Origin of the sequence: Streptomyces guryensis (genome assembly GCF_021261325.1) — a bacterium.
Classification (GTDB): Bacteria; Actinomycetota; Actinomycetes; order Streptomycetales; family Streptomycetaceae; genus Streptomyces; species Streptomyces guryensis.
Genome location: NZ_JAJSBI010000012.1, coordinates 39,879 through 52,614, shown reverse-complemented (window position 1 = coordinate 52,614; position 12,736 = coordinate 39,879). Strand labels below are relative to the sequence as shown.

Annotated in this window: 10 protein-coding genes and 1 pseudogene; 3 read left to right on the top strand and 8 right to left on the bottom strand. The window is 70.9% G+C overall.

What is annotated here, in order from left to right:
* Positions 1-9 precede the first annotated feature (9 nt).
* Both LJ657_RS23875 and LJ657_RS23870 read left to right on the top strand, forming a co-directional pair.
* Positions 10-1,008, top strand: coding sequence for an aldo/keto reductase (locus LJ657_RS23875; RefSeq protein ID WP_232650792.1), 999 nt, complete (start codon positions 10-12; stop codon positions 1,006-1,008).
* A gap of 359 nt (positions 1,009-1,367) precedes the next feature.
* A pseudogene (locus tag LJ657_RS23870) lies at positions 1,368-2,514 on the top strand (PQQ-dependent sugar dehydrogenase).
* Between the two features lie 4 nt (positions 2,515-2,518).
* On the opposite strand, the gene LJ657_RS23865 reads toward LJ657_RS23870, so the two are convergent.
* From LJ657_RS23865 to LJ657_RS23835, 7 genes are all read right to left on the bottom strand, one after another.
* The gene (locus LJ657_RS23865; RefSeq protein WP_232650791.1) at positions 2,519-2,701 is read right to left on the bottom strand and encodes a DUF6191 domain-containing protein; all 183 of its coding nucleotides are present in this window, start codon (positions 2,699-2,701) and stop codon (positions 2,519-2,521) included.
* Between the two features lie 22 nt (positions 2,702-2,723).
* A complete protein-coding gene (locus LJ657_RS23860) occupies positions 2,724-5,762 on the bottom strand; it encodes a helix-turn-helix transcriptional regulator (RefSeq protein WP_232650790.1) in 3,039 nt (1,012 codons plus the stop codon).
* A gap of 143 nt (positions 5,763-5,905) precedes the next feature.
* Complete coding sequence (locus LJ657_RS23855) at positions 5,906-6,091, bottom strand: hypothetical protein (RefSeq protein ID WP_232650789.1); 186 nt, start codon at positions 6,089-6,091, stop codon at positions 5,906-5,908.
* Positions 6,092-6,288: 197 nt separating this feature from the next.
* Positions 6,289-6,846: a hypothetical protein gene (locus LJ657_RS23850; RefSeq protein WP_232650788.1), complete on the bottom strand. Its 558-nt coding sequence runs from the start codon at positions 6,844-6,846 to the stop codon at positions 6,289-6,291.
* Between the two features lie 80 nt (positions 6,847-6,926).
* Entirely contained in the window at positions 6,927-7,499 is a 573-nt protein-coding gene (locus tag LJ657_RS23845; RefSeq protein WP_232650787.1) for a GNAT family N-acetyltransferase, read from the bottom strand.
* Positions 7,477-9,720: an MMPL family transporter gene (locus LJ657_RS23840; protein WP_232650786.1), complete on the bottom strand. Its 2,244-nt coding sequence runs from the start codon at positions 9,718-9,720 to the stop codon at positions 7,477-7,479. Before LJ657_RS23840 ends, LJ657_RS23845 begins: the two co-directional genes overlap by 23 nt.
* Before the next feature lie 190 nt (positions 9,721-9,910).
* Positions 9,911-10,309 carry a hypothetical protein gene (locus tag LJ657_RS23835; RefSeq protein WP_372487960.1) on the bottom strand — a complete coding sequence of 133 codons (399 nt, stop codon included), beginning with the start codon at positions 10,307-10,309 and terminating at the stop codon, positions 9,911-9,913.
* A 39-nt stretch (positions 10,310-10,348) separates the two neighbouring features.
* On the opposite strand from LJ657_RS23835, the gene LJ657_RS23830 reads away from it, so the two are divergent.
* Positions 10,349-11,152 (top strand): methyltransferase domain-containing protein, encoded by an 804-nt coding sequence (locus LJ657_RS23830; protein ID WP_232650784.1) that lies wholly within the window; start codon positions 10,349-10,351, stop codon positions 11,150-11,152.
* Positions 11,153-11,208: 56 nt separating this feature from the next.
* Here LJ657_RS23830 and gatB read toward each other — a convergent pair whose 3' ends face one another.
* Complete coding sequence (gatB, locus tag LJ657_RS23825) at positions 11,209-12,723, bottom strand: Asp-tRNA(Asn)/Glu-tRNA(Gln) amidotransferase subunit GatB (RefSeq protein ID WP_232650783.1); 1,515 nt, start codon at positions 12,721-12,723, stop codon at positions 11,209-11,211.
* Positions 12,724-12,736: the final 13 nt, after the last annotated feature.

Genomic DNA, 12,736 nt, shown 5'->3' with positions numbered 1-12,736 from the left:
CACGAGCAGGTGGAGCGCAGGACGATCGGCGCGGGGGCACTCGCGGTGGGGGCCGTCGGACTCGGGTGCATGCCGATGAGCTGGGCGTACAGCGGGTCGCGGCAGCGTGGCGACGCGTCGCTCAGGGCGGTGCACCGCGCGCTGGACGCGGGCTCGACACTCCTCGACACGGCCGACATGTACGGCCCGTTCACCAACGAGCTGCTGGTGGGGCGGGCGTTGAAGGAGCGCCGCCAGGACGCTTTCGTGTCGACGAAGGTGGGGCTGCTGGTGGGCGAGCAGCACATCGTGGCCAACGGCCGCCCCGGCTATGTGAAGCGCGCCTGTGACGCGTCGCTGCGGCGCCTGCAGACGGATGTCATCGACCTCTACCAGCTGCACCGCGAGGACCCCGAGGTCCCGGTCGAGGAGACGTGGGGCGCGATGGCGGACCTCGTCCGGGCCGGGAAGGTACGGGCGTTGGGACTGTGCGCGGTCGGCGCACGAGCCGGCCGCCGGTCCGGCGGACGGCTGCACGACGCGACGATCAGGCAGCTCCGGCGCGTCCAGCAGGTGTTTCCGGTGAGCGCGGTGCAGGCCGAGCTGTCGGTGTGGTCGCCGGAGGCCCTCGAATCGCTCCTGCCGTGGTGCGAGGCGCGCGACGTCGGCTTCCTGGCCGCGATGCCACTCGGCAACGGCTTCCTGACCGGCACGCTCACCCCGGGCCAGGGCTTCGAACCGGACGACGTGCGCGCCCGCCATCCCCGTTTCACCGCGGAGATGATGGCCGCGAACCAGCCGATCGTGGCCGGTCTGCGCCGGATCGCGGCCCGGCACGGCACCGAGGTCACGCCCGCCCAGGTGGCCCTGGCCTGGGTGCTGGCGCAGGGACGGCACGTGGTCCCGGTCCCGGGCACCAAGCACGAGCGCTGGGCGACGGAGAACGCCGCGTCCGCGGCACTCCGGCTCAGCCCGCAGGACCTCGCCGAGGTGGCGCAGCTGCCGGGCGCACGGGGATCCTGGGACTGACGACAACGGTTACCGCGGAACCAAGTCACGCCCACCCGGGACCGCCTGGCCCGGGCACCGGCGCAAAGGCAGCACCTCGCCCCGGTCCCCGGCACCGAACAGGAACGCTGCGCCACGAAAACGCGGCGTCCGCGACCCTGCGACCGGTCCCCGGCGACCTCACCGAGGTGGCGCAGCTGCCGGGCGCGGGGATCCTGGGACTGAGGACAGCGGTCGTGAGGCCGGAAGCGGAGGGGTCCGGGGCGTCGGGGATTCGGTACCCGTGGACCGGGAACCTGCGAGGCGCGAGCGGTGTAAGACAAGTAGAACCTGCCGCCGGACCGCCGCCCGAAGGGACCAAGACCGTGCTACGACGAGCTGTGCCGGCCGTGCTGGCCACGACCGCACTCCTGCTGACGGCGGGCTGTTCCTCCGGGGGAGGGTCCGGAGGCGGCGGCGACAGTACGGCGCCAAGGGGTGCATCCGGGAACGCTTCCGCGTCGGAGCATGCCGCCGGACAGGCGGCGCCCGCCAAGGGTTCCGTCAAGGTGCTGCGCACGGTCACCACGGGCCTGAACACCCCCTGGGGCCTCGCCCCGCTGCCCGGCGGCGGCCTGCTGGTCTCCTCCCGGGACAAGGGGACGATCACGAAGGTCGACGAGAAGACGGGCCGGAAGACCGAGCTGGGCAAGGTTTCCGGGGTGTCCCCCGCCGGAGAGGGCGGCCTCCTCGGCATCGCGCTCTCCCCGGACTACGCCGCGGACCACATGATCTACGCGTACTTCACCTCGGCCTCGGACAACCGCATCGTCCGCCTGCTGTACGACGCGAAGAAGCCGGCCGGCGAACAGCTGGGCGCGCCGGACACCATCTTCAAGGGCATCCCCAAGGGCTACATCCACAACGGCGGCCGGATCGCCTTCGGCCCGGACAAGATGCTGTACGCGGGCACGGGCGAGAGCGGAAACCGGGGGCTGGCCCAGGACAAGAACTCCCTGGGCGGCAAGATCCTCCGCCTGACCCCGGAGGGCGACCCGGCTCCCGGCAATCCGTTCGCGGACTCCCCCGTCTACACCTACGGCCACCGCAACGTTCAGGGCCTGGCCTGGGACCCCGAACAGCGCCTGTTCGCCTCGGAGTTCGGCCAGGACACCTGGGACGAGCTGAACGCGATCAAGCCGGGCGACAACTACGGCTGGCCGGACGCCGAGGGAAAATCGTCCGACCCCAAGTACCACAACCCGATAGCCCAGTGGCACACGGACGACGCCTCCCCCAGTGGCGTCGCCTACGCCGGGGGCTCGATCTGGATGGCGGGCCTGAAGGGCCAGCGCCTGTGGCGCATACCGCTGAAGGGCACGGCGGCCTCGGCCGATCCGCAGCCCTTCCTGGAGGGCAGGTACGGCCGTCTGCGCACCGTGGTCTCGGCCGGCGGCGACAAGCTGTGGCTGACGACGAGCAACACCGACGGAACGAGGAGACCCGAAGTCCGGAGACGACCGAATACTGGAGCTGCAGGTCGGCTGAGGAATCACTCCTCGGCAGCGTCCTCCCGCCGGGGCGGCCGCACTACGACCTTCCCGGCCTCGAGGTCTATCGGCCCGCGACCGGGGTCGTTGTCGCCGACGTCCTCGCGGGTCAGTTCCAGCCTCTTCTTCTCGTCACGGGTGTGCTTGCGGCCGGGTGCGAAGAGTTCCTCGAAGACGTTGAACATCGCTTTCCCTTCAGCTGCTCCGTCATCCGGCGATCAGCCGGTCGCCGTCCCCCGGCGGGAAGAGTCCCCGTCGGTGGGCCACCGCCGCCGCCTCTCCTCTTCCTGAGACGCCGAGCTTGGCCAGAATGTTCGACACATGCACGCTCGCGGTCTTCGGGGAGATGAAGAGCTCCTCGGCTATCTGGCGGTTGGTGCGACCGGCGGCGACCAGGCGCAGGACGTCGCGTTCCCGGCCGGTGAGGCCGAGGGCTTCGGCGGCGTCGGCGGGCCTCTGGTCCGGGACGCGCTTCAGAGGAAGGCGGGCCCGCTGGGCGAGCAGGGTGACGGCGTCGCCAAGGGGACGGGCGCCGAGGTGGTCGGCCACGGCGTGGGCCAGGCGCAGCAGTTCGGTGGCGCGGTCGCGTTCGTCGTCACCGCCCGAGGTGAGGAGGGCCTCGGCCAGCCGGTGGCGGACGCGGGCGAGGTCGTAGGGGCGGTCCAGCGATTCGAAGGAGGTGACCACGTCCGACCAGGTGTCGGTGGTGTCGCGGCCCTCGGCGCGGGCGAGTTCGGCGCGGACCCACTGCTCGTGGGCGAGCCAGATGGGGGTGTCGGTGGTGGTTTTCTTGACGGCCTCGCGGAGTCGTTCGAGGGCGTCGGCGCGGCCTTGTGCCGCGGCGGGCAGGGCGCGGGCGTCGGCCTCGGCGGTGGCGGCGGCGAGGAGCAGGGGCCAGCCGTAGTCCTGGGTGCCGGGCGGGAAGCCGGGGGCCAGGACTCGGGCGAGTTCGGCGCGGGCGTCGAGGATCCGGCCCTCCGCCGCGGCGACGCCGACTGCGATGCAGGAGAGCGGCAGTGACTGCTGGGGCATGGGGTCGTGCGTGCCGAAGTGTCCACGGGCGGTGCCCAGTTGACGGGCCGCCTCGGCCACGTCGCCCCGGCCCAGTGCGACCTTCGCCAGGCACATGGCTCCCGTGCCCTGAGGTTTGGCGTTCTGCCCCCGCAGCAGTGTGTTCTCCGCGGCCTGGGCTGCCTCGTCCCAGCGGCCGAGCGCGTAGAGCGCGTCGGAGAGGTTGGCCCACACCCATGCCTCGGAGTTCAGCAGCCCGAACTTCCGGGTGTGGAGGACCCCCTCCTCGAGGATCGGGACGGCTTCACGTGAACGCCCCACCGAGTCCAGCTCCGACGGCAGGTTGATGTAGGCCCGGCCGGCGACATAGGCGATGCCGTCCGCGACCGCCCGTTCCTTGACCTCGTACATCGTCGCGAGCCCCGCTTCTACGTCACCCGCGTCGACCATCAGGCCGCCGAGCGTGAGACGGGCGTTCATCTCGGTTTCCTGGGCACCCACCATGCGCGCGTACTCCACCGCACGCTCGGCGGCGTGGAAGGCGTCCGGACCGGGTGCGCGCAGCATCGACCAACCGGCGACGGCGGCCAGCACCTCGGCGTGCACCTCCGACGGCGGCAGGCCGCGCACCAGTTCCTGGGCGGTGGCGAGTTCCTTCCAGCCGTCGCCACGCGCCTGGCTCTGCACCAGCATGGAGCGCTGCGTCCAGAACCAGGCCGCGCGCAGCGGATCGCCCTCGTCCTCCAGCAGATGCAGGGCCCGCTTGGTGATCTTCAGGGCGCGTTCGCGTTCACCGGACAGCCGGCCGGCGACCGCGGCCTCGGCCATCAGGTCGAGGTAGCGCAGGGGTGTGGTGGCCGGGTCGCAGCCGCTGGGAGGGTGGACCTCGGTGTAGTCGATGGGGCGCAGCTGGTCCCGTACGTCTTCGGGGGCGGTGTCCCACAGCTCCATCGCCCGTTCCAGGAGCCGCAGTTGCTCGCTGTAGGCGTGGCGGCAGCGGGCCTCGACGGAGGCGTCCAGGACGGCGGGGAGGGCCTTGGCCGCGCTGTGGGCGTGGTACCAGTAGCTGGCCAGGCGCATGACGCGCTGGTCGGCGGGGACGAGCGCCGGGTCGGCCTCCAGGGCCTCGGCGTAGCGGCGGTTGAGGCGGGAGCGCTCGCCGGGCAGGAGGTCGTCGCTGACGGCCTCGCGGACCAGGGAGTGGCGGAAGCGGTAGCCGTCGCCGACGGGCGTGGCGAGCAGGATGTTGGCGTTCACCGCGGCCCGCAGCGCTTCGATGAGGTCGTCCTCGGCGAGCCGGGCGACGGCGGCGAGCAGCCGGTACTCGACGGTGGAGCCGCCCTCGGCGACGATCCGGGCGACCCGCTGGGCGATCTCGGGCAGGCCCTCGACACGGACCAGGAGCAGGTCGCGGAGGGAGTCGGTGAGGCCGGTTCCGCAGCCCTCGGTGGCGCAGACGGCGAGTTCCTCGACGAAGAAGGCGTTGCCGTCGGAGCGTTCGAAGATGTCGTCGACCTGGGTGGGGTCCGGTTCCGCGGCGAGGATGCCGGCGATCTGGCGGCCCACTTCCTCCCGGTTGAAGCGGCCGAGTTCGACGCGGCGGACGGTGCGCAGCCGGTCGAGTTCCGCGAGCAGGGGGCGCAGCGGGTGGCGGCGGTGGATGTCGTCGGCGCGGTAGGTGGCGAGGACGACGAGGCGGCCGGTGCGCAGAGTGCGGAAGAGGTAGGCGAGGAGGTGGCGGGTGGAGGCGTCGGCCCAGTGAAGGTCTTCGAGGGCGACGACGACGGTCCGGTCGGCGGCGACGCGCTCCAGGACGCGGACGGTGAGTTCGAAGAGGCGGGCCATGCCTTCCTCGTCATGCCGGCCTCCGGAGGTTTCGCCCAGCTCGGGCAGGAGCCGGGTGAGCTCCTCCTCCTGCCCGGCGGCCGCGGCGGCAAGCTGGTCGGGCAGTTCACGGCGCAGGGCGCGCAGGGCGGTGGAGAAGGGGGCGAAGGGCAGTCCGTCGGCGCCTATCTCCACACAGCCGCCGAGCGCGACGACGGCACCCGCACGGCAGGCCGCGGTGGCGAACTCCTCGACCAGCCGGGTCTTGCCGACCCCGGCCTCCCCGCCGATCAACAGTGCCTGCGGGGTGCCCGCGGCGGCTTGGGCGAGGGCGTCGTTCAGGGTGTCGAGTTCTTCGGCTCGGCCGACGAACACGGGACTTACGGACCTGGTCTCCACGACGCCGAGCATCGCATGGGGGGCCGATGGCGTGGGAGCGGTTTTCGTCTGGGGGCCGCCGCCCCCAGACTCCCGCTTCGGCCCTGAACGGGCCTCGACCTCAGACACCGGACGGGCTGGAAATGTGCCGCCGCCCTCCCGGAGAGGCCCCGCGCTCACGCCGCGCGGGCGGACCGGAGCCGGCGAAGGCGTGGGCTATGGCTTTCGTCCTCGGCGGAGCGCTGTGTGGCCTCGCGGCGGGCGGCGCGGCGGCCGCGGACGACCGCGCGTGCCAGTCGCTCGTGCTCGGCCTGGCGGATCAGTTCGGCGGAGCGGAACTGGGAGATCTCGTACTCGTACATGTGGTGTCCCTTGTGAGAGGCGGTTTTCGGGCTTCGCTTGCTGCGATGCCTCAACCTTCGTCTCCAAGGGGGGTGCGCCACATCGGGAGAGTTCCGCATCTTCGGGCGCACCGGGGGCCTTAGATGCGCGTGAGGGGCCTCAGGACCTCCGTAAGGTGCTTACGGACGCCCTAAGACCCCTCAGGACCTGCGCTGATTCAGCCGGCGGACGGCAGCCCGAGCAGGATGTCGGTGTACTTGAGGACGGCCAGGAGCAGGCCGATGACGCCGAGTGCGACACCGCCCCAGGCGACCGACTTGATCCACACCGGCTGTGCCTTGCCGGGCGCGCCGAAGGCGGGCCGGGCGAGCACCACGACACCCACGACCAGCGCGAGGAGCGCAAAGAGGCCACCCCACAGGGCGCTGGTCTGCCAGGCGTCGCCGTAGACCGCCTTGACCTGCTTGGCGACGGTCGCGGACTGGGAGGTCCCCAGCTGGCCCACGAGCGTCTGGCGTGCGGCGGCCACCGTGCCGATCCAGCTGCCGGTCAGCGAGACGATGCCGAGCCCGGCGGAGACGACGGCGCCCGCACCCATGCCGACGCCGGCCGGGCCTTCCTCGTCGCTCGCACGGTCGCTCTCGACAAGGTCTGCCTCGGCGGTCGCCTCCTCGGGGGTCTTTTCGGCCGCGGTGGCGTCCACCGTCTCCTCGTCGGGCTTCACTTCGGTGGCCGCGGTCGTGCCGGCCTCGTCATCAGTCTTGGTGGTTCCCATACCTCGCACCGTACGGACGCTGTCTGAGAAGTCTCTTAATGATCGTCGCGGCGATCGCGGAGGCCTCTTCTTACTGATCTTTACTGATCGTTCTGTTCGGCACGCGCGCGTGCTTCACGCCACTCCGGGGCGAGGATCGACCACACCTCGAGGTCGTGCCGCACCCCACCATAGGGGTGCGCCTGGCGTCGTACCCCATCGCGGGTCATTCCGAGGCGCCGGGCGACGTTCAGGCTGGGTACGTTCCCCGAGGCGGCGACCCATTCGATGCGGTGGATGCCGCGCTCCTCGACCACCCAGTCGATGAGCACCCGCATCGCGCGGGTGATCAGCCCGCGGCCCGTCGCCGCGGGCTCCAGCCAGCAGCCGACCTCGGCGTTTCCGGTCTCCGCGTCGAAGTTGAGCGTGAGCACGCCGCCCACGAGCCTTCCGTCCAGCCAGATGCCGTGGTGCGAGGCGGTGTCGGCGGCGCGCATGTCGGCGTACCGCTGGAGCACCTCCCGCGCGGAGGGCACGTCGACGGCCTTGGAGCCGAACCCGATGAACTGCCCGATGAAGTCCCGCCCCCGCTCCAGGTGCGCCAGGAACTCCTCGGCGTGCCAGGGCTCCAGGGGACGAAGTTCGGCATCGTCACCCAGAGGTATCGCGTACATCCTCTTCCTGCCCCTTCGCCAGCACGTCCGCCACCTCGGCGTCCGTCGCAGCGGCCAGCCTTTCATGAGCCGCGCGGGCCTCAGGAGGTTCGATGCTGATGCGGGGCAGGCGCTGGTCGAGCCAGCGGGGCAGCCACCAGTTGGCGCCGCCGAGCATGTGCATGAGGGCCGGTACGAGCAGGGTGCGGAGCACGAAGGCGTCCAGGGCGACGGCGGAGGCGAGCGCGATGCCGAACATGGCGATCACACGGTCGCCGCTGAGGACGAAGGCGAGGAAGACGGAGATCATGATGACCGCGGCGGAGTTGATCACCCGGCTGGTCTCGGCGAGGCCGACGCGAACGGCGCGCCGGTTGTCGCCGGTCTCCAGCCACTCCTCGTACATCCGGCTGACCAGGAAGACCTGGTAGTCCATGGAGAGACCGAACAGGACGGACACCATGATCACGGGGAGGAAGGGCTCGATCGGCCCGGCCCGCCCGAGGCCCAGGAGTTCGCTCCCCCAGCCCCACTGGAAGATCGCGACGACGACACCGAAGGCTGCGGCGACCGCTGCGACGTTCATCGCTGCGGCCTTCACCGGGATGCCGATCGACCGGAAGGCGAGCAGCAGGAGCAGGCAGCCGAGGCCGATGACGACGCCGACGAACAGGGGCAGCTTGCCGACGATGACGTCCGCGAAGTCGTCGTACGAAGCCGTCACACCGCCGACGTGCAGGTCGAGCGAGGTGCCGGTCTCGGCGCGCGGCAGCACCTCGGTGCGCAGCCGGTCGACCAGGTCGCTGGTCTTCTGCGACTGGGGCGCCGACTCGGGGACGATGGTGAAGTACGCGGTGTCGCCGCCGGTGTCGTACGTCACCGGGGTCACCGACGCGACACCCTCGGTGGTGCGGATGGTGGCGTCGAGGTTGTCGAGGGCGAGTTTGTCCTCGGCCCCGTCGACGCGCGTCACCACGGTGAGCGGGCCGTTGACGCCGGGCCCGAAGCCGTCCCCGAGGAGGTCGTACGCCTGCCTGGTGGTGGACGACTTGGGGTCGTTGCCCTGGTCGGAGGTGCCCAGGTGGAGGGAGAGCGTGGGCAGCGCCAGGACGGTCATGACGACCAGCGCGACGATGCCGAGCACCTTGGGGTGGCGTTCCACGAACGCCGACCAGCGGTGGGCGAAACCGGTCGGCAGCTCCGGTTGGGGGCCGTGCTCCTCCAGATGGCGCCGCTCACGCCGGCTCAGGGCGCGCGGGCCGATGAAGGTCAGCAGGGCGGGCAGCAGGGTGACGGAGGCCGCGACCGTCAGGACGACGGTCAGACAGGCGGCGATCGCGACGCCGTTGAGGAAGCTCAGCCGCAGGATCAGCATCCCCAGCAGGGCGATGCAGACCGTGGCACCCGCGAAGACCACGGCGCGTCCCGTCGTCGCCACGGCGCCCGTGACCGCCTCGGTGACGGACAGCCCGCGTTTGAGTCCGCGCCGGTGTCTGGTCACGATGAACAGCGCGTAGTCGATGCCGACGCCGAGCCCGATCAGCATCCCGAGCATGGGCGCGAAGTCGGCGACGGTCATGGCGTGCCCGAGCAGCACGATCGCGCCGTACGCGGTCCCGACGCTCACCAGCGCGGTCGCGATGGGCAGCATCGAGGCGGCGAGCGAGCCGAAGGCGAGGAACAGCACGGCTGCGGCGACGACCACGCCGACCACCTCGGCCAGGTGTCCGCCGGCCGACTCGGTGAGCGCGACGGCACTGCCGCCCAGCTCCACCTGGAGACCATCGGCCCGGGCCGCCTCGGCCGTGTGGACCACCGCCTCGGCCTCGGGCTTCTTGATGTCCTCGGCCCGGTCGTCGAAGGTGACCGTGGCGTACGCGGTGTGCCCGTCGGCGCTGATCCGGCCCGTGCCCTGACCGTCGTAGGGACTGGCGACGGAGGCGATGCCGGGCAGGTCGGCGATCTTGTCCAGGGTCTCGGTCATCGTCTGCTCGACATCCGCGGCGCGGACGGTGCCGGACGTGGTGTGCCAGACAACGGTGTCGCTGTCGCCGCCGAACCCCGGGAAGCCCTCCTGCAGCAGTTGCATGGCCCGGCCGGACTGGGTGCCGGGAGCCTCGTAGTCGTTCGAGTACGCCGAGCCCGTGACGGCGGCGGCCGCGCTCACCCCGCCGAAGGCGAGGAGCCACAGCAGTACCGCGACGAGGCGGTGCCGAACACACCAGCGTGCAAGGGCTGCCACGAACGTGCTCCCAGGTGGATTTGTGGATCTTTGACCGGGAACAGTCGTTCACAAGATGAACAGCCCGCAAAGAACGCATGAGCAATGCGAAGACCACTCTTGCAGGGAGAAGTGATCGTTTATGCCGTTCGTGGACTTATTCACACGAGTGGGAGGCAGATCACAGGACAGTAACGGGAACTCTGTCACCTCAGTCGAACTGGTCCCCCAGCGCCATCACCATCGCCCCGATGATCAGCAGCCACAGCGCCCGTCGGGTGTGCCCCCGAAAGCCCAGCGCCGCGGCCGCCGCGCACACGAAGGCACCGGAGGCACAGGCGGTCGGCACCGGCGCCGGAGCGGAGCCGGTGCCCCGGAGCACCGACGCGGCCAGCCCCGCGAGGGTCAGCAGCGCCCCGGTCCCGGCCGCCGTCCAACGGGCCCGCCGCGCGTCCCCGCCCGGATCCGCGACGTCATGCACCTCCCCCCGAGAAACCGGGTGCGGTGCATCCGGGGCAGTTGCTAGCGTCCGTCCGTCGACCGTTCCCGGCTCCTCGCCGACGACCGAAGCGGGTGCATTGTTTGAAGGTCCGACCGAGCTCCTACGCATCTCTTTCCCCTACGAAGGACTCAAGGAGCCCGTTCACCGATGTCCGGCACCAGGACCACGAACGACGACCTGACTGACCGCGTCACCCACCCCCGCTACCCCCGCAGCAGCCGCTACGACGCCCGCTGGTGCGTCGAGAACCAGATGGGCCCGCACGCCCTGTGGCTGCTGGAGTGGCTGGCCCCCGCACTCGGCCTGGAGGAACTGCGCCCCGGCGCCCGCGTCCTCGACCTGGGCTGCGGCCGCGCCATGACCTCCGTCTTCCTCGCCAAGGAGTACGACGTCCAGGTCACCGCGGCCGACCTGTGGGTGAAGCCCGACGACAACGCCGTACGCATCGCCGAGGCGGGCGTGGGCGACAAGGTGCTGCCCGTGTACACCGAGGCGCACGACCTGCCCTTCGGCGAGGGCACCTTCGACGCGATCGTCTCCGTCGACGCGTACCAGTACTTCGGCACCAATGATCTCTATCTGCCCACGCTGACCCGGCTGTTGAAGCCGGGCGGACGGATCGGGATCGTCGTACCGGCACTTCGGCAGGAACCGGAGGGCGACGAGCCGCCGGAGCACCTGAAGGAGTACTGGGAGAAGGACCCCGGTTTCTGGGCGTTCCACACCCCCGCGTGGTGGCGCCGCCTGTGGACCCGCAGCAAGGCCGTGGAGGTCGAGACGGCCGACTGGCTCGAGGACGGCTGGCGCGACTGGCTGCTGTGGAGCGAGGTGTGCGCCGAGGAGAGCTCCAGCGAGTTCATGGCGGACATGGCGCGCTGGTCGGTGGACCTCATGCACGCCGACGTCGGGCATCTGCTCGGTTTCGCGCGGATCGTGGGACGCCGACTGTGAGTTGACATGACTCGGGGGCTGCGCCGGTACGCCGGCGCAGCCCCCGAGTCGCGTGCTCAGCCCTCGCTGACGCCCAGCTTCTGGAGGATCAGCTCCTTGACGCGGGCCGCGTCTGCCTGACCGCGGGTCGCCTTCATGACCGCACCGACCAGGGCGCCGGCCGCGGCCACCTTGCCGCCGCGGATCTTGTCGGCGATGCCCGGGTTGCCGGCGATGGCCTCGTCGACCGCCGTACCCAGCGCCGAGTCGTCGGAGACGACCTTCAGACCGCGCTTGTCGACGACCTCGTCCGGGGTGCCTTCGCCCGCGAGAACGCCTTCGATGACCTGGCGGGCCAGCTTGTCGTTCAGGTCACCGGAGTTGACCAGCGCGGTGACCCGGGCGACCTGCTCCGGCGTGATCGCCAGCTCGTCGAGCGAGGTGCCCGACTCGTTGGCGCTGCGCGCCAGTTCACCCATCCACCACTTGCGGGCGGAGGCCGCGTCGGCGCCGGCGTCGATCGTGGCGACGATCGGGTCCAGCGCACCGGCGTTGAGGATCGCCTGCATGTCGGTGGCGGAGATGCCCCAGTCGGCGAGCAGCCGGGTACGGCGGGCCAGCGGCATCTCGGGGAGCGCCGCCCGGATCTCCTCGACCCACTCGCGCGAGGGGGCCACCGGCACCAGGTCCGGCTCGGGGAAGTACCGGTAGTCCTCGGCCTCTTCCTTCACTCGGCCCGAGGTCGTCGACCCGGTGTCCTCGTGGAAGTGGCGGGTCTCCTGGATGATCGTGCCGCCGCTGTTCAACACGGCCGCGTGCCGCTGGATCTCGAAACGGGCCGCGCGCTCCACGGACCGCAGCGAGTTGACGTTCTTCGTCTCGGAGCGGGTGCCGAACTTCTCGGTGCCGTTCGGGCGCAGCGACAGGTTCACGTCGCAGCGCATCTGGCCCATCTCCATACGGGCCTCGGAGACGCCGAGCGCCCTGATGACCTCGCGCAGCTCACGGACGTACGCCCGCGCGACCTCGGGAGCGCGCGCCCCCGCGCCCTCGATCGGCTTGGTGACGATCTCGATGAGCGGGATGCCGGCGCGGTTGTAGTCGAGCAGCGAGTGCGAGGCGCCGTGGATACGGCCTGTCGCGCCGCCCACGTGGGTCGACTTGCCGGTGTCCTCCTCCATGTGGGCGCGCTCGATCTCCACACGGAAGGTCTCGCCGTCCTCCAGCTGTACGTCGAGGTAGCCGTTGAAGGCGATCGGCTCGTCGTACTGGGAGGTCTGGAAGTTCTTCGGCATGTCCGGATAGAAGTAGTTCTTCCGGGCGAAGCGGCACCACTCGGCGATCTCGCAGTTCAGCGCGAGACCGATCTTGATCGCCGACTCGATGCCGATCGCGTTGACGACCGGGAGCGCGCCGGGCAGGCCGAGGCAGGTGGGGCAGGTCTGCGTGTTGGCGTCCTGACCGAGTTCGGTCGAACAGCCGCAGAACATCTTGGTCTTGGTGCCGAGTTCGACATGGACCTCTAGGCCCATGACGGGGTCGTACGACGCCAGCGCGTCCTCGTACGACTCCAGGTCGGTCGTGGTGGTCACGGTGAAACTTCCC

Coding starts and splice junctions, on each gene's coding strand:
- LJ657_RS23865 (WP_232650791.1), bottom strand. CDS start 2,701: ATGTTCAACGTCTTCGAGGAACTCTTCGCACCCGGCCGCAAGCACACC.
- LJ657_RS23860 (WP_232650790.1), bottom strand. CDS start 5,762: ATGCTCGGCGTCGTGGAGACCAGGTCCGTAAGTCCCGTGTTCGTCGGC.
- LJ657_RS23855 (WP_232650789.1), bottom strand. CDS start 6,091: ATGTACGAGTACGAGATCTCCCAGTTCCGCTCCGCCGAACTGATCCGC.
- LJ657_RS23850 (WP_232650788.1), bottom strand. CDS start 6,846: ATGGGAACCACCAAGACTGATGACGAGGCCGGCACGACCGCGGCCACC.
- LJ657_RS23845 (WP_232650787.1), bottom strand. CDS start 7,499: ATGTACGCGATACCTCTGGGTGACGATGCCGAACTTCGTCCCCTGGAG.
- LJ657_RS23835 (WP_372487960.1), bottom strand. CDS start 10,309: ATGCGTAGGAGCTCGGTCGGACCTTCAAACAATGCACCCGCTTCGGTC.
- LJ657_RS23830 (WP_232650784.1), top strand. CDS start 10,349: ATGTCCGGCACCAGGACCACGAACGACGACCTGACTGACCGCGTCACC.